The sequence below is a fragment of the Bradyrhizobium sp. UFLA01-814 genome, assembly GCF_046718885.1.
GTDB classification, from domain to species: Bacteria; Pseudomonadota; Alphaproteobacteria; order Rhizobiales; family Xanthobacteraceae; genus Bradyrhizobium; species Bradyrhizobium elkanii.
The window spans coordinates 1-16,341 of sequence record NZ_JAQOSR010000119.1 but is presented as its reverse complement, the minus strand read 5'-3'; the positions used below and the strand labels follow the sequence as shown (position 1 = coordinate 16,341).

Genomic DNA, 16,341 nt, shown 5'->3' with positions numbered 1-16,341 from the left:
GGCTATTCCTTCCAGGCGTAGGAGACGTCGAGCACCCCGTTGAACATCTTCGGCACGCCCTTCACCTTCGCGCTCGAGATCGCGTAGTAGGTGTTCTGGAAGGTCCAGAACCAGATCGCCTCCTTGTTGATCAGTCGGCTGATCGCGCAGTAATCCTCGGTACGCTGGGCAACGTCGGCGGTGGTTCGCGCATGCTCCAGCAGCCGGTCCAGCTCCGGATTGGAGTAGTTCGCCAGCGCAATCGGGCTGCCGGTGTGGAAATTGGCGTACATCTGCGGATCCGGATCGGCGAGATCGACGATGCGCCAGGGCGTGAGCTGGAACTGGCGCATGAAGGCGCGCGGCGGAATGGTCGCCTGATCGACCTGCTCGATCTCCATATTGGCGCCGATGCGCTTCCAGAATTGCTGCAACACCTGACCACCGGTGCGGCCGCGCGGCGTCGCCGTGACCAGCATTTTGAACTCGACCGGCTTGCCGTAATCCTTGATCAACGCCTTGGCCTTTTCGACATCGTAGGGCAACGCGCCATCATCCTTGCACTTCACCCAGGAGCCGTCGCCATAGGGATTGCTGGCCGGTCGCGCCAGGCCATTGGTGATCGCTTGCGACATCTTCGCGCGGTCGAGCGCCATCACCAGCGCCTGGCGCACGCGCACGTCGTCGAACGGCGGGACCTTGGTGTTGAAGGCGGCGACTGCAGCCCCCGAGCCTTGATAGGTATGAACGGTCAGAGTGGTGTCCTTGCGCGCCTTGATAATGTTGTCGGCGTCGGCCTCGTCGTCCCAGATGATGTCGGCCTCTCCCGATTGCAGCGAGGCAAAGCGCGACTGCGCATCCGGCAGCGGCTTCAAGATGATGCGATCGAGATAGGGCTTACCCTTGTCCCAGTAGTCCGGATTCTTCTCCAGCAGCATGCGGTCGCCGGCGGTCCAGGATTTCAGGATGTAGGGTCCGGTGCCGACCGGGTTGCGGTTGTAGTCGTCGCCCTTGGTCTTCCATGCGGTCGGTGACTGCATGACGTTGTTGGAGCTCTGGATCGACTGGGTCGCCGGGAAGTTCACCGACGGGTCGCTGAAATTGTAGACCACCGTGAGGTCATCGACCGCCTGCACACTGATGATGCTCGTGATGTAGAAGGCGCAGCGGCACTTGTTGGCCGGGTCCTTCTGGCGGTCGAAGTTCTCCTTCACCGCCTGCGCATTGAACGGCGTACCGTCGTGGAATTTCACGCCGGGTCGCAGCTTGATGGTCCAGGTCTTGAAGTCGTCGGAATGCGTCCACGACAGCGCGAGCTTCGGCTTCGGCTCGCCCTTGTCGTCGAGCGTCGTCAGCGTGTCGAAGATCGCGGCCGCAGCGGTGTTGGCCGACGTGTCGTAGACGCCGACCTTGAGCGGGTCGAAGCCCGGAATGTCCAGTTCCTGGCCGACGGTGAGCGTGCCCCCCTGCTTCTGCGCATGGGCCGGTGCAGCTGACATCGCCCCACCTAATCCCGCCACAAGAAATATGCGCGCAACTGCGCGCGCGCGCCCGACCAGCTTCATCAATGCTCCCTCCCAGGTGGGCGACGTCCGGTGTTCCGGATCGTCGTCTGTTGGGCGGCAGATTGTCCGGAATCGCCGCGCGCGACAAGACCGTAATGCGGATGAAAAGCCGCAGGGCGATCACGATGCGATCTCATGAGCTCGCATCGTGATCTGATCTACTTGTTCGAGCATGATCTTTCGGAAAACCGGTACCCACTTTGCGCGAACGCGGCCCTCCGGGTTCGGATCATGATCTAACTACGCACCCGTCTTCGCCGGTTGCGCTGCGAAGCCTGCGATCTGATCCTCGGAGAGCCCGATCTCCTTCAGATAGGACAGTGTGTGCTCGCCGAGCGTCGACATCCGCTTGCGCGCACCGACCGTCGCGCCGGACATGCGGAACGGCAGATTGAGCACCTTGAAGCTGCCGCCGCCGTCCGCAACTTCGGCCAGCGCGCCGCGATGGGCGATTTGCGGATCGGCGAGTGCCTCGCGCACGGTGCGATAGGCCGATGACGGCACGCCATATTCATTGAGCGCGGCAAGGCAGGCCTGCGTGCTGACCGAGCGCGACCACGCCTCCACGCCCTCCATCAGGCCCGCCCAGTTGTCCCGCCGATCGGCATATTTGGCGAAGCGGGGGTCGGACACCCAATCGGGACGGCCGATCACCTGCATCAGGTTCTGGAACGTCTTCTCGCTGGCGATCGCCACCATCACGTAGCCGTCGGTGGTTTCGATCGGGCCGAACATCGGGCGCTGGGTTTGCTTCACCTCGAATTGCGACCATTGCAACTCGTTCAGGGTCAGACTCAGCATCGATTCCAGCATCGAGACGTCGATGTGCTGGCCCTTTCCGCCGGCGGCGCGCTGGTAGAGCGCCGCCGAGATCGCACCGAAGGCGTAAACGCCGGTCAGCACATCGGCGTGATAGATGCCGCAATAGTCCGGCCGGCTGCGTCCCGGCTGATAGGCGAGATGTGCCATCTCGTAGCCCGAGGCGGCATGGATCACCGGCGCATAGGCCGGCAATTCCGCCGACGGGCCGGTCTGGCCATAGCCGGAGATCGAGCAAAAGATCAGCTTCGGATTGATGTCGCGGACCGAGGCGTAATCGAGCTTCAGCCGCCGCATCACGCCGGGACGGAAATTCTCCACCAGCACGTCGGCGGTGGCGATCAGCCGGCGCACGGCTTCGACGCCGGCCGCCGACTTCAGGTCGAGCACCAGGCTGTTCTTGCCGATATTGAGCTGGCCGAACGCCGTCGAGCAATTGTTGCGCACCGGCGGCCGCGTCCGCATCGTCTCGCCCTCAGCGGGCTCGATCTTGATCACCTCCGCGCCCATGTCGGCGAGCATCCGCGTGCAATGAGGTCCGGCGATCGTGGTCGAAAAATCGAGCACACGAAGGCCGTCGAAGCTCCGTGTCAAATTCCCCTCATCGTCAGCGGCTATGGTCGTCGGCAAGGCTTCCTCCACCTTCGTCATTGGTTGTTCGGCGTCGCGTGACCCTAAAGTGAGCCGCCCTGGCAGGAAAGCGTCTCGTCCAGACCGGGAGCGCGGGCCGTCTTGCATTTTACTCAAAGGCAGATTGGACCCGATCTTGCATAGCCCTGTCACGGGCTGGAACGAGGGCGCTTGTTGAAGGTCTTATTCGTCACGACGGAGATGGACGATTTCGTCCGCGTGGGCGGGCTCGCCGCCGTTTCCGCTGCCCTTCCGCGGGCGCTCCGCCCTTGGAGCGACGTCAGGATCATGCTTCCCGGCTACCGGGATGTGGTCGAACAGTTCACGCATATTGAAATCGTTGGGCAATGCCGAGCGCTCGCCGAGATGCCGGCCTGCACGCTCGGGCGTGCGTCGACCAGGGACGGACTTCCGGTCTACGTGCTGCTGTGTCCGCAACTCTACGAGAGGCCGGGCAATCCCTATGGCGATGAGTCCGGCCGCGACTGGCCCGACAACGACATCCGCTTCGGCCGCTTTGCCTCCGCCGCTGCCGAACTTGCAGCCGGGATGCTGGACAAGAATTGGGCAGCGGACCTCGTACACGCCAACGATTGGCAGGCCGCGCTCACACCGGCCTACCTCGCCTGGCGTGGCGCGCGGATTCCGTCGATCCTGACCATCCACAATCTCGCCTATCAGGGCCTGTTTCCAAAGGACTCGCTGCGGCGGATCGGCGCACCGGAAAGCTCGTTCCACATCGACGGGCTGGAGTTCTACGACAAGCTCTCCTTCCTCAAGGGCGGCCTCGTCTACGCCTCGCATCTGACCACGGTCAGCGCGACCTATGCCAGGGAGATCACGACCGCAGAGCTCGGCTGCGGCCTGGAAGGCCTGCTCCGCGTGCGCTCCGACGCCGACCAGCTGACCGGCATCCTGAACGGCATCGACGAAAGCTGGGACCCGCGCCACTGCGCGCAGCTCGCACAGCCGTTCGGCTCCGGCGACTGGAAGGGCAAGCAGGCCAACGCCGACTATGTCCGCCGCCAGTTCGGGCTCGCGGTCTCGCGCGGGCCGATCTTTGGCCTCGTCGCACGCCTCGTGCATCAGAAGGGCGTCGACCTCGTGCTATCCGCCGCCGACGAGATCATCAGGGACGGCGGACAGATCGTCGTCACCGGCAGCGGCGAGCCCGCCATCGAGGATGCGCTGGTGGCCGCGCATCGCCGCCGGCCCGATGCGATCGGCGTGATCATCGGCTTCAACGACGGGCAGGCGCGCCGGATTTTCGCCGGCAGCGATTTCACTTTGATGCCGTCGCGCTTCGAGCCCTGCGGCCTCAGCCAGATGTATGCGCAGCGCTTCGGCTCGCTGCCGATCGGCCATCAGACCGGCGGGCTTGCGGAAACCATCGCCGACGGCGAGACTGGCTTTCTGTTTGCGCAGCCGTCGGCGGAATCCTTCCTCGGCGGCGTCAGGCGCGCCTTCGACGCCTACCGCGCCAAGGACCGGCTCAACGCCATGCGCTCCAGCGCAATGGCCAAGTCCTATAGCTGGGACCTGTCGGCCGCCTGCTATGGTGCGCTCTACAAAAGGCTGGTCATGCCGCGCGTGATGGCGTAGGCGGCCCGCCTCGCGGGCTTGTGAAGCCCGACGGCTGTGGGATCCCACCGGCCCGGTAACAATCGGGTCATTGCACCGAACCTTTCAGGCGATCACGTCGCCACACGGCTGGACGACGACGCATGCGTGAAATTGCGAATGATGACTTTTGGCCAAACGCGATTGCGATGGAGGAACATCATGGACGTCAACGAAGAGCGCCTCAATTCATTCATGGGAAAGATGATCGGCGATGTCGGCGCGGCGATGAATGCCTCGCTGATGCTGCTGGGCGACAAGCTGGGGCTGTACAGGGCTCTCGCGCAGGGCGGGCCGATGAATGCCGCGGCCCTGGCCAAGGCGACGGGAACGGCCGAGCGGTACATCCAGGAGTGGCTGTCGGCGCAGGCGGCCTCCGGCTACATCGAGTACGACAAGGCGACCGGAAAATTCTCGATGCTGCCCGAGCAGGCGCTCGCGCTCGCCGACGAGGACAGCCCGGTCTTCCTCGGCGCCGTCGGAAGCCTTGTCGGCGCGACCTTTCTCGATGAGCCAAAGATTACCGACGCCTTCAAGACCGGCAAGGGCGTCGGCTGGAACAGGCGCAGCGAGTGCCTGTTCTGCGGCACCGCCCGCTTCTTCCGCACCAGCTACAAGCACTATCTGGTCCAAGAATGGCTGCCGGCGCTCGAGGGCGTCGTCGACAAGCTGAAGAAAGGCGCTGTCGTCGCGGACGTCGGCTGCGGGCACGGCGTCTCGACGCGACTGATGGCGGAGGCGTTCCCGAAATCAACGTTCTACGGCTTCGACTATCACGACGGCTCGATCGAGGCGGCGCGGAAGTCCGCGCGGGAGGCGGGACTGTCGGACCGCGTTCATTTCGAAACGCATTCCGCCAAGACATTCCCGGCCAAGGGCTATGACCTGGTGTGCTTCTTCGACTGCCTGCACGACATGGGCGATCCTGTCGGCGCCCTCAAGCACACCCGCTCCACCCTCGCCGACGACGGCACCTGCATGCTGATCGAGCCGTTCGCCAACGACCGGCTGGAGGACAACCTCAATCCGATCGGGCGCGTCTACTACGCGGCGTCGACGATGATCTGCACGCCGGCGTCGCTGGACCAGGAGGTCGGCCTCGCGCTCGGCGCGCAGGCCGGAGAGGCAAGACTGCGCGAGGTGGCGCGCCAAGGCGGCTTCTCGCGGTTCCGCCGCGCCGCGGAAACGCCGTTCAACCTGATCCTGGAAGCTCGCCCGTAAGGCAGTCCATAGCGCAGTGCGTTTCGACGGCGGCATCACGCCGCCGTCGGAGGCTCGCCGTGATGGGCGGCCTGCCCCCGCCTCACTACCACTGTTGCGATTGCCAGTAATACTGGCCGCCGCGCCGGCGCGGATTGGCGGCTTGAGGATTGCCATAGATCTGGGGGCTACCGAACTGGGGAGCGCCGTATTGGGGGCTACCATAATTGGTCGGCGCCTGGGGATTCCAGCTGCGCTGATAGAAGAAGCCGAAACCGTCCTCGTCCCTGCTCGCGATCATGTCGTCGGTCATCATGGGCCGGGTCGGCTTGCGCGTGATGAAACCGCCCTGGGGCTGGTTGCTCAGCACGGCGACGAACTCCGTGCGATAGTTGGTCTCGGCGCTCAGCGGCTCGTCCGAGATGATGATCGAGGAGCGCGCAACGGCGGTCGGCGCGATGCGATCCAGCACATCCTGCGGGATGGTGATGCGGTCGAGCGCGTCCTTGGCGTTGTCTCCGTCGTCGATCGTCACCTGGGTCCAGCGCAGGCCGCCCGCATCGTTGCGCGCCATCGCCGTGTAGATATGCGTGCCGATCGGCTTGTCCGGATCGCGGATGGTGACGGGAACCTCGATGCTCGAGTCGAACACCTCGCCTCCGTCAGCCCATGGCTTATGGGTGTTGCGCCGGACGTAAAGCTTCTGCGTCGCGCGGCTGATGTAGACGGAGACTGGCTCGAGCGCGAGCTTCGCCTCGGTCGCCGCCTTCTGCGCATCCGCCTTCTTGGTCTCGGCCGCCTTGGCAGCGTCCTTGGCGGCGGCTGCGGCGTCGAGCTTCGGCTTGGCGTCACCTTGGGCGGCCTCGAACTGCGCGGCCGCTTCCGCGGCCTTGGCCACTGCCTTCTGCTTCAGATCCTCGGCGCGCGCCTTGGCCTGATCGGTCTTGGCAGCGGCGAGCGTCTTGTCGGCCAACGCAACCGCGGCGTCGGCACGGGTCTTCATCTGTTGCAATTTGCGCAGCGACGCCGGCGTGAACAGTGCAGCTTCCTTGGACGCGGCTACCGAAGCCTTCTTCGCCTCGTCGGCCGCCTTGGCGGCATCCGCGGCCTCGCGGCTGAGCTTTTCGGCGCGCGCCGGCGCGGCTGCCATGGCTTGCGCGTTCGGCACGAACAGCGCCGGATGCGTAAAATCGACCGGCGCCGGATCGTTCGGTGCAATGATCACCCGCATCCCGATCCGGGTCTTGTCGAACAGCTTCTCGGCAAAATCGTAGGGCATCCGCACGCAGCCATGCGAGGCCGCATATCCCGGCAGCGGCCCGCCATGCAGCGCGATGCCGTTCCAGGTAATGCGCTGCATGTTGGGCATCCAGGCATCGTCATAGAGGGTCGAGTGGTGGTCCTTGTCCTTCTCGATCAGCGCAAAGACGCCGGCCGGCGTCTCGCGTCCCTTGACGCCGCTCGACACCGGCGCGCGGTAGATCCAGCCCTCGGCGTCGTAGAGCGTGACCTTCTGGGCCTTGATTGACACGATCGCCATGATCGGCTCGCCAGCTGTGCGCGGCGCGGTCGCCTCGACGGCTGCCGCGGGACGCTGCTCTTTCGCCGCGACGCCACCGGTCAGTGACGCAACTGTGACCATCGCCGCGAAAGTCACAAAGGCGGGTTGGCCCCAACGCCGCATCGCTCCGGTGGTTTGCGCCGTCGTCGTTCGATGTACCATGCCGCTCCTCGGTCGAAATGCCTGCCCGCGCTGCGTCAATCCCGTACCAGACCGCGATTTTGGATTGATTAATCGCCGCCACGGTTCAACGCGCGAACTCGCTCCTGGGGACCATCGGGCTCGTTCCAGCAGCAAATCACTTATGTATTCACTCATATATGACGGCACATGCAGGAGAAAGGGTGCCGCGCAGCAAAACGGGCCCGTAGCCGCATCCCTGGTCCGGTCGGTGGCGGCCAATGATGCCGCGGTTGCGCCCTGCCATCATGCCGTCCGCCGCGTCTCCGGCATCACCAGCCAGATCACGAACAGTCCGAACGCGGCGATCCCGGCGAGGCCCATGAAGGCGGTGCTGCTGCCGAGCTTGTCGCTGACATAGCCGGCCAGCACCGTGCTGAGCGACGCGCCAATGCCGACTGCGGTGCCGACAATGCCCTGCGCCAGGTTGAAATGGCCGCTGCCGAAGGCGACGTCGGCCACGATCAGCGGCACCATCACGCTGAAGATCGCCGCGGTGATGCCGTCGAAAATCTGCACCATGACCAGCACATAGGGGTCGCGCACCGTCGCGAACAACAGGCCGCGGATCGCCAGCGCGGCGAATGCGATCAACAGCAGCGGCCGCCGCCCCCAGGCCTGCGCCTTGCGGCCGACCGACGGCGAGGACAGCGCGACGATCGCCTGCGGCACAATGATGCAGGCCGCGATCAGGACCGGCGCCCATTGGCTCGACCGTGTCGTCACCACGCCCGCCATCAGGGGCAGCATCGCGGCATTGGCGAGCTGGAACAGCATCATCGCGCCGGCGAAGATCAAGAGCGGCCGCTGCCGCACCAGGCTGACGACGCTGGTGGCGCGCTTGTCGGGGACTTCCCGTTTCGCCTCGCCATGGGCCTGCGCGATGTCGATCTCGCGCTCGCGGATCCGGGCCAGCGACAACAGCGTCGGGATCGCCAGGATGAAGGTGACGAGGAACACCGATCGGCTCGACAGCAGATAGCCGCAGGCGCCCATCAGTGCCGCGGCCGAGCCGCTGCCGAGCGAGGCGAAGCGCGCGTTGCGGCCGAGCCGCTCGCCGATCGCAAGCGGCCCGACCAGGCCGAGGCTGATCGCGGCGATCGCCGGACCGAGCACGCAGCTCGCGAGCGCGTGCAGCGTCGCGGCGAGCGTCACCACGGGAAAGATCGGCCAGAGCGCGTAGGCCAGCGCACTGGCGCCGATCGCGGCCACCGCACAGCCCGCAACGACCCGCTCCGAGCGCGCCGCATCGACGATCGCTCCACCGGGCATCTGGCCCAAGAGGCCGATGATGCCGCCGATCGAGAGCACGAAGCCGATCTCGACCTGGGTCCATTTCTGCGTCGTCAGATAGACCGCGACGAACGGGCCGAAGCCGGTCTGCACGTCGGCCAGGAAGAAGATGAACCAGTCGAGGCCGCGCTGGCTTTCGCGCGACGGCGCACGCGGTTCCTCGGGACTGCCTTGATCGGGGGCGAGCGGCACAACATTAGTACCGCCGGCTGATCGCTTGCCACGACCGTCGCCAACCGTCTCTAAAGAAGAGTTCGGACGCGCGACCAGCTCTACCCCCCTAATGTTCGTAATCCCATGGATGCAGGCTTCCCGCCGCGCCCAGCACGATCAGCGGCGTATCTTCCTTGTATTCGGGTGCAGCGCTGACCTGCTGCTTGTTGAGGTCCAGCGTGATGCTGTCGCTCTTGCTGGAAACACCGGCGAAACGCAGCGCGTTCCAATCGACCACGATCTTGCGGCTGCCGACGCCGAGGAACCCACCGAAATCGATCACCGCGGCGCGGACCTTGCCGTCGCGGTCGACAATGACGTCGACGATGCGGCCCATGTTCTCATTGGCGGAACTGCGAACGTCGCGCCCGAGAATGCCGTGCGCATCGCGCGCGCCGATCACGGTCACCGACGGCGGCGGCGACGGTTCCTTGGACGATTCCTTTGAGGGCTCCTTGGCCTGCTCCTTCGGCGTCGCAGAGGCTGCCGGCGGCGCAGGCGTTGCTGGCGGCGCCTGGGCCGCCGGCGGCGGCGATGGTGTCGGCGCCGGCGCTTCGTCGTCGGCGGCACGGACACCCGCGCATGTCAGCAGCGCCGCTGCGACCAGCATCATCAAAATCCTCGGACGCATGTTACTCTCCCCGCGATTTCCCGGCGCACGCGTGCCGCGCGACGACGCTCAATGCGTCAGCACGATCGACACCTGGATCTGGCCGCGCGTGCGCAACACTTCGAGCGACACCTCGTCGCCATGGCGGCGCAGCCTCAAATCGACGCTGGAGGCGCCGAGCCTGAGGTCGCGCAGCACCACGTCGTTGAGGAACTCCGGCAGCCGCGGATCGCGCAAGCGAATCTCGCCCCGCGCGGTGTCAAACTCGAGGCCGAGCGCCGCCTCCAGCAGCGTGAACGGCGTCGCGCTCGCCCAGGCCTGCGGTGCGCAGGCCACGGGATAGAGCACCGGGCCGCGCCGCCGCTCGCGGCGGAAGCCGCAGAACAGCTCCGGCAGCCGTCGCAGTTCCATATAGCTTGCGGCATCGAACAGGCCCTTGAACAGATGCGCGACCGAATGCTTGAGGCCGTAGCGGGCAAATCCGAGCGCGATCAGCGCATTGTCATGTGGCCAGATCGAGCCATCGTGATAGGACATCGGGTTGTAGCGCGCTTCGCCCGCGGCGACGGTGCGGATGCCCCAGCCCGAGAAGAACTTCTGGCTCATCAGGTCGGCGGCGACCCGTCGCGCGCGGTCTTCCCGCACCATGCCGGAAAACAATGTCTGGCCGGCATTCGACGTGCGCACCTTGCACGGCTGCTTGGCGCCGTCGAGCGCGACCGCATAGGTGCCGAGCTCCTCGCACCAGAATGCTTCCTCGAACCGCTCGCGCAGCCGCTCGGCCTCGGCTTCCAGCTTCGCAGCCTTGTCGGCAAAGCCGAGTTTGCGCGCCGCGCGCGCGGCAAGCTGCTTGCCGGCAAACACGTAGCCCTGCACCTCCGCCAGCGCAATGTTGCCCTCGGCAAGCGTTCCGTCGGCGTGGAAGATGGCGTCGAACGAATCCTTCCAGCCCTGATTGCGAAGCCCCTGCTCGGTGGCGCGCTGGTATTCGACGAAGCCGTCGCGATCCGGATCGCCCGGGCCGTCGATCCATTGCAAGCCGGCCTCGACCGCTGGCCACAGCTCGCGCAGCGTCTCCATATCGCCGGTGCGCTCCAGATAGAGCCCGGCGAGCAGCACGAACAGCGGAGTGGAATCGACGCTGCCGTAATAATGCGCGAACGGCACCTCGCGAAGCGCGGCCATCTCGCCCCCGCGCATCTCGTGCAGGATCTTGCCCGGCGCGGCATCGGCCAGCGGATCGACCGCCTTGGCCTGGAACAGCGCGAGCCGCTTCAGCACGCCCTTGGCGATCCGCGGATCGACCCACAGCATCTGCAGCGCGGTGATCAGCCCGTCGCGGCCGAACGTCGTTGAATACCAGGGAATGCCGGCATAGGGATAACGGCCCTGCGGCGTCTCGGTCATCAGCATGTTGAGGTCGGCCATCGCCTGGCACAGCACCTCGTTGAAGATGTTGTTAGAGGTCTCGATGCTGGCCGCGCCGGCCGACGAGGTCCGCATCTCGCGGCGATGCGCCAGCAGGCCACGGAAGAACGGCACCGGCTTCTGCATGATCGGCTTGTTGCAGGAGACCGCGACGAACAGCGACGTGACCTGTCCGGGCTCGAGATCGAAATGATAGGTCGCCGCGTTGACAGACAGCCGCGTCGGCCGCGGATCGAAATGCAGCGCGGTGATCCGCGTCTGCTCGTCGAGGCCGCAATATTCCAGCACCACGTCGGTCGGTCCGAGCAGCTTGCTCGAGCCGATGCCACGCCGCGGCCGGCGCTCGCCGCGCACCTCGAACAGATCGGCAAAGTCGTTGTCGAACAAGAGCGTGAGATCGAAGCTCGCTGCATGATCGCCGTGATTCTGCAGGCCGATGCGCTGATAGGCCGTGCCGCGCCACAGAAAGATCGAGCGCACGATGTGCAGCGTGTCCTTCGGCAGCGTGAGACGGTCGTCGCGATAGACGTCGGAATTGGTGAGGTCGACCGTCAGCGCCGAATTGTCGTCGCGCATGTTGGAGCCGAGCAGGAGCGGCTGCACCTCCTCCAGCACCATTTCCAGCCGCGCCAGGTAGCGGGTGTCGGCGTTGAACAGGCCGTCTGGCCCGCCGGCCGAGGCGCCGATGTCGCCGTGGCTGTCGAGCACGATGAAAGTGTCGTCATGCTTGAGCGAGCGCCGCGGCCGTGCCGCGGGCCCGGTCATTGGAATGTAGAACGGCGATTCGGCGACGTGCTCAGTGATGCGAGCGGTGATGATCTGCGTAACGACGTCAGCTGCCATCTGAACCTCTGGCGACTTTGCTTGGCTCCACTTCGGCTCGAACGAACGCACCGGAACGCACAAACACGCTTGAGAAACGCGGGGTCAGGCCGCGCTGGTGGAGAGGCGGCCCATCTCGCGCGCGACCAGGTCGCGGTAGGGGCCCCTTCCCTTCACGAGGATATCGGGCGGACCGTCCTCGACGATGCGGCCACCCTGCAGCACGATCACGCGATCGAAGCTGCGCAGCGTCGCGAGTCGGTGCGCGATTGCGACCACGGTACGCCCGCGCATCAGCCGCGACAACGCCTCGCGGATCGCCTCCTCGGAGTCCGCATCGAGCGCCGCCGTGGCCTCGTCGAGCAGCAGGATCGGCGCGTCCTTCAGGAAGGCGCGCGCGATCGCGATCCGCTGGCGCTGGCCGCCGGAGACCTTGACGCCGCGATCGCCGACGATGGTGTTCATGCCCTCGGGCAAGGATTCGATGAAGTCGCAGCGCGCCGCGATCGCCGCCCGCAGCACCTCGTCGTCGGTGGCGTCCGGCCGGCCGTAGCGGATGTTCTCCAGGATCGAACGGTGGAACAGCGAGATATCCTGCGGCACCACCGAGATTGCCGCGCGCAGGCTCTGCTGGGTGACGCGCGAGATGTCCTGGCCGTCGACGGTGATGTTGCCCTGCTCGACGTCGTAGAAGCGCTGCAGAAGGGTAAACAATGTTGACTTGCCGCCGCCGGACTGGCCGACCAGGCCGACCCGCTGGCCGGGCTGGATGCGCAGGCTGAAGCGCTCGAACACCTGCAGGCCGCCGGGATAGCGGAACGAGACATTGTTGAAGGCGATCGCGGCGCCGCTCTTCACCAGCGCCTCGGCCTCCGGATGGTCCTTCAACTCGTGCGGCTGCAACAGCGTCGCCAGCGCCTCGGTCAGCCGGGCGACATGCTGGGTGACGTCAACCAGAGCGACCGCGAGATCGCGGGTGGCGCTGAGGATCGAGATGCCGAGCGTGCACACCAGCACCACGTCGCCGGTGGTCGCCGCGCCCTGCTGCCAGAGGTTGAGGGCCCAGGCCAGCATCGCGATCGTCAGAATGACGGTCACGCCGGCGTGAACGAGACGGAGCTTTTCGAGATAGCGTAGGGAACGCCCCCGCGCGACGAGTTCCCGATTGACCGTCGCATCGAAGCGGTCGTGCTCATAACCGAGGCCGCAGAACGCGCGCACCAGCGGCAGGTTGTTGATGACGTCGACCATTTCGCCGTCCACGGCAGCCGCCCTGTTGGCGAAATCGTCGTGCAGCGGCCGGCCGGCGGCGGCCATCCGGAACATGGCCACCACCATGGTTCCCGCGATCAGGATCAGCACCGCCGACATCGTCACGCTGACGGTTCCAACCAGGGCGATCGCCGCGAAGGTTGCGATGCAGGGCGGCAACACGTTCCACACAAACATGTTCTCGACGGTGAACACGGCGTTCGACGTCGCCGTGATCCGGCTGGTCAGCATGCCCGGCAGCCGGTCCGTGAAATAGCTCGGCGCATGGCCGGTGAGATGGCGGAACATATCGCGGCGAAGGTCGCCGGTGACGCTGACAAAGGTGTAGCTCGCGGTCCAGCTCGCGATCCGCCACAGGAAGTTGTCGGCTGCGATCAGCGACATGAGCAGAGCGAATGCCAGCCATACGCCGTTTGCGGCCGACGGCCCTGCCGACAACGCATCGACCAGATTCTTCACTCCGTATTGCGTGCCTACCGAACAGGCAACCGCCGCAACCACGGCTGACAAAATCACAACATGCGACGGCAGACGCCGGCGCAGATAGCGCAGCACAAAGGGAAATGGGCGATGCGCGTATCCTGACAGATGGTCCATGACGTCCTGCAAAGCTGTTGAAGGTGAACGAGAAAATTTTAGTCGAAGCTCTCGCGCACGATGACGTGAAGGGCGGCGGTGGGATTCCTTGATGCGGCCATCACTGCGCAACAATTTTGCAACGCTGGCGTAGGCAAAAACGTGTTGGAGCGAGATGGCATCAGCAAGACCACAGTGTGATGGAAGAAAGAAGCGACAGATCTCCCACATCTAAGGAACCTCGCACGTGCGAGAACGTTCCCGTCTTTGGCATGTCGGTGCCATCTGAGGGCTGAGGGTAGTTCATTCCACATTACAAACAGGAGACGGAGAGATGCGCATCGCGCAGGTTGCCCCGCTGACGGAGGCTGTTCCCCCCAAGCTCTACGGCGGCACCGAACGGGTCGTGCACTGGCTGACCGAAGAACTTGTAACACTTGGACATGACGTGACGTTGTTCGCCAGTGGCGATTCTCAAACCTCCGCGAAGCTCGATGCGACCTGGCCGAAGGCACTGCGGCTCGACGGCTCGGTCCGCGATCCCAATGCGCTCCACATGGTGATGCTGGAACGCGTGCGGCAGAAGGCCGACGACGAGGAGTTCGACTTCCTGCACTGCCATCTTGACTATTATCCGTGGTCGCTGTTCTCGCGGCAGCCGACGCCGTTCGTCACCACATTGCACGGACGGCTCGACCTGCCGGAGCATCAGCCGGTCTTCAACACCTTCTCCAAGATTCCGGTGATCTCGATCTCCAACGCGCAGCGGCGGCCGGTGCCGCAGGCGCATTGGGTGCGCACGATCCATCACGGCCTGCCGGAGAATCTGCTGACGCCGCAACCGGCGAAGCCGTCCTACCTCGCGGTGCTCGGGCGCATCGCACCGGAGAAAGGCGTCGATCGCGCGATCAAGATCGCAACCCGCTGCGGCATTCCGCTGAAGATCGCGGCCAAGGTCGATCGTGCCGACCAGGAATATTACGATGAGTTGATCAAGCCGCTGATCACCAGCAATCCGCTGGTCGAGTTCATCGGCGAGATCAGCGACCGCGAGAAGCCGGATTTTCTCAGCGGCGCGATCGGGCTCCTGGTTCCGATCGACTGGCCGGAGCCGTTCGGCCTCGTGATGATCGAAGCGATGGCCTGCGGCACGCCCGTCATCGCCTATAACCGCGGCTCGGTGCCGGAGATCATCGAGGATGGCCTGACCGGCTTCATCGTCGAGGACGAGATCAGTGCGATCTCCTCCGTCGGCCGCCTCGGAACGCTCAATCGCGACGCTATCCGCAAGCAGTTCGAGACCCGCTTCACCGCGCGGCGCATGGCGCTCGACTATCTCGCCGCCTTCCGCAGCCTGATGGAAGCCGAGCCGCGCTTCAAGCTGGTGGCCAGCGCGGAGTAACAGTTGCAGCGGCCGATCGAATGATCCGGCGGGCCGGCCGGCACCGTCCGTGCCGGTCCGTCGGGTCATTCGATTGTCAATAATACCGTTGCGTGCGTCGGCAACTCTCACGCAGCAAAACAATCCGCATGCGCGCGTCGCGCGATTGCTGCGACGCACCAGCGACGACATGTTTCCCGATGAGTTCGGCCGATATCGCCTTTGCGAATACCGAATTACGTGCTCTTATGCGCCCCGCTTGAGCAAAAAATAATAAGCGAGCGGACGGAGCAACCGTGCCGTGATCGCGCAGGGGGGAAGCCATGACAGGGGACCGCAAGCCGTCGGCCATTAATAATGCCGCACCGACCAAAGCCTCACAAAAGAAGCTGAACCGCCGCAAATTCCTCGCCAAAACCGGCGGCGTGCTGGCGGCAGGCGCGTTCGGCGCCGTTCCGCTGCGCGGCTGGGCGGCCGACCCGATCAACATTGGCGCGCTCTATCCGACCACCGGCAGCATGGCGCAGATCGGCGTCGGCTGCGTGGCTGCGGCCAAGCTCGCGGTCGACATGGTCAACGAGGCCGGCGGCATCAAGTCGCTCGGCGGCGCCAAGCTCAACCTCATCGTCTCGGATGTGCAGAGCGACACCACGGTAACCCGCACCGAGACCGACCGCCTGATCACGGGCAACAAGCTGTCGGCGATCCATGGCTGCTATGCCAGCGCGTTGACCTTGATCGCGAGCGAAGTCTGCGAACGGGCAAAGGTCCCGATCATCACCGGATCGAGCTCCGATCAGCTCAACAAGGGGCGCACCTACACCTTCACGCCGTTCGCGCGCGCCTCGCAATTCGCCAAGGCGCAGCTGCAGATGGCCAAGCTGGTCAGCGAGCAGGCCAAGGTCGCCGTCATCTTCGAGAACACCGCGTTCGGTACCTCGACCTCGAACGGGCTGAAGGAACTGGCGCCGGGCGAAGGCGTCGAGATCGTGATGTTCGAGCCCTATTCGGCCGGCTTCACCGACGCGAGCCCGCTGATCAACAAGGTCAAGGCCTCCGGCGCCAACACGCTGTTCTCACTGTCGTATCTCAACGACCTCATCCTGATCGTGCGCACCGTGAAGCAGGTCGGGCTCAACATCGCGATCAACGGCGGCTCCGGCGGCTTCGTGATGCCGGACTTCTACAAGAA

General features: G+C 65.1%; 11 protein-coding genes. 4 read left to right on the top strand and 7 right to left on the bottom strand.

Annotation, left to right across the window (positions count from 1 at the left end):
• Window positions 1-2 precede the first annotated feature (2 nt).
• Both PMN64_RS29605 and PMN64_RS29600 read right to left on the bottom strand, forming a co-directional pair.
• A complete protein-coding gene (locus tag PMN64_RS29605) occupies window positions 3-1,478 on the bottom strand; it encodes an ABC transporter substrate-binding protein (RefSeq protein WP_411783208.1) in 1,476 nt (491 codons plus the stop codon).
• A 306-nt stretch (window positions 1,479-1,784) separates the two neighbouring features.
• Window positions 1,785-3,014, bottom strand: coding sequence for a CaiB/BaiF CoA transferase family protein (locus PMN64_RS29600; RefSeq protein ID WP_411783207.1), 1,230 nt, complete (start codon window positions 3,012-3,014; stop codon window positions 1,785-1,787).
• Window positions 3,015-3,167: 153 nt separating this feature from the next.
• On the opposite strand from PMN64_RS29600, the gene glgA reads away from it, so the two are divergent.
• Complete coding sequence (gene glgA / locus PMN64_RS29595) at window positions 3,168-4,595, top strand: glycogen synthase GlgA (protein ID WP_225643324.1); 1,428 nt, start codon at window positions 3,168-3,170, stop codon at window positions 4,593-4,595.
• Between the two features lie 180 nt (window positions 4,596-4,775).
• A complete protein-coding gene (locus PMN64_RS29590) occupies window positions 4,776-5,834 on the top strand; it encodes a class I SAM-dependent methyltransferase (protein ID WP_038377509.1) in 1,059 nt (352 codons plus the stop codon).
• An 85-nt stretch (window positions 5,835-5,919) separates the two neighbouring features.
• Here PMN64_RS29590 and PMN64_RS29585 read toward each other — a convergent pair whose 3' ends face one another.
• From PMN64_RS29585 to PMN64_RS29565, 5 genes are all read right to left on the bottom strand, one after another.
• The gene (locus tag PMN64_RS29585; RefSeq protein ID WP_411783206.1) at window positions 5,920-7,536 is read right to left on the bottom strand and encodes a L,D-transpeptidase; all 1,617 of its coding nucleotides are present in this window, start codon (window positions 7,534-7,536) and stop codon (window positions 5,920-5,922) included.
• Between the two features lie 264 nt (window positions 7,537-7,800).
• Window positions 7,801-9,039 (bottom strand): MFS transporter, encoded by a 1,239-nt coding sequence (locus PMN64_RS29580; protein WP_411783205.1) that lies wholly within the window; start codon window positions 9,037-9,039, stop codon window positions 7,801-7,803.
• A gap of 88 nt (window positions 9,040-9,127) precedes the next feature.
• A complete protein-coding gene (locus tag PMN64_RS29575) occupies window positions 9,128-9,691 on the bottom strand; it encodes a PRC-barrel domain-containing protein (RefSeq protein WP_411783204.1) in 564 nt (187 codons plus the stop codon).
• A 48-nt stretch (window positions 9,692-9,739) separates the two neighbouring features.
• The gene (locus PMN64_RS29570; protein WP_411783203.1) at window positions 9,740-11,941 is read right to left on the bottom strand and encodes a glycogen debranching N-terminal domain-containing protein; all 2,202 of its coding nucleotides are present in this window, start codon (window positions 11,939-11,941) and stop codon (window positions 9,740-9,742) included.
• A gap of 84 nt (window positions 11,942-12,025) precedes the next feature.
• The gene (locus tag PMN64_RS29565) at window positions 12,026-13,789 is read right to left on the bottom strand and encodes an ABC transporter ATP-binding protein (RefSeq protein ID WP_411783202.1); all 1,764 of its coding nucleotides are present in this window, start codon (window positions 13,787-13,789) and stop codon (window positions 12,026-12,028) included.
• 313 nt (window positions 13,790-14,102) lie between these two features.
• Here PMN64_RS29565 and PMN64_RS29560 point away from each other — a divergent pair, with 313 nt between their 5' ends.
• A complete protein-coding gene (locus PMN64_RS29560) occupies window positions 14,103-15,170 on the top strand; it encodes a glycosyltransferase family 4 protein (protein ID WP_028338885.1) in 1,068 nt (355 codons plus the stop codon).
• 302 nt (window positions 15,171-15,472) lie between these two features.
• Window positions 15,473-16,341 (top strand): ABC transporter substrate-binding protein (locus PMN64_RS29555; protein ID WP_411783201.1); only part of this gene is annotated, 869 nt, incomplete at its 3' end.

What these genes read in the sequence shown, in the direction of transcription:
- PMN64_RS29605 (WP_411783208.1), bottom strand. Translation starts at nt 1,478, where the DNA reads ATGTCAGCTGCACCGGCCCATGCGCAGAAGCAGGGGGGCACGCTCACC.
- PMN64_RS29600 (WP_411783207.1), bottom strand. Translation starts at nt 3,014, where the DNA reads ATGACGAAGGTGGAGGAAGCCTTGCCGACGACCATAGCCGCTGACGAT.
- PMN64_RS29590 (WP_038377509.1), top strand. Translation starts at nt 4,776, where the DNA reads ATGGACGTCAACGAAGAGCGCCTCAATTCATTCATGGGAAAGATGATC.
- PMN64_RS29585 (WP_411783206.1), bottom strand. Translation starts at nt 7,536, where the DNA reads ATGGTACATCGAACGACGACGGCGCAAACCACCGGAGCGATGCGGCGT.
- PMN64_RS29575 (WP_411783204.1), bottom strand. Translation starts at nt 9,691, where the DNA reads ATGCGTCCGAGGATTTTGATGATGCTGGTCGCAGCGGCGCTGCTGACA.
- PMN64_RS29570 (WP_411783203.1), bottom strand. Translation starts at nt 11,941, where the DNA reads ATGGCAGCTGACGTCGTTACGCAGATCATCACCGCTCGCATCACTGAG.
- PMN64_RS29565 (WP_411783202.1), bottom strand. Translation starts at nt 13,789, where the DNA reads ATGGACCATCTGTCAGGATACGCGCATCGCCCATTTCCCTTTGTGCTG.
- PMN64_RS29560 (WP_028338885.1), top strand. Translation starts at nt 14,103, where the DNA reads ATGCGCATCGCGCAGGTTGCCCCGCTGACGGAGGCTGTTCCCCCCAAG.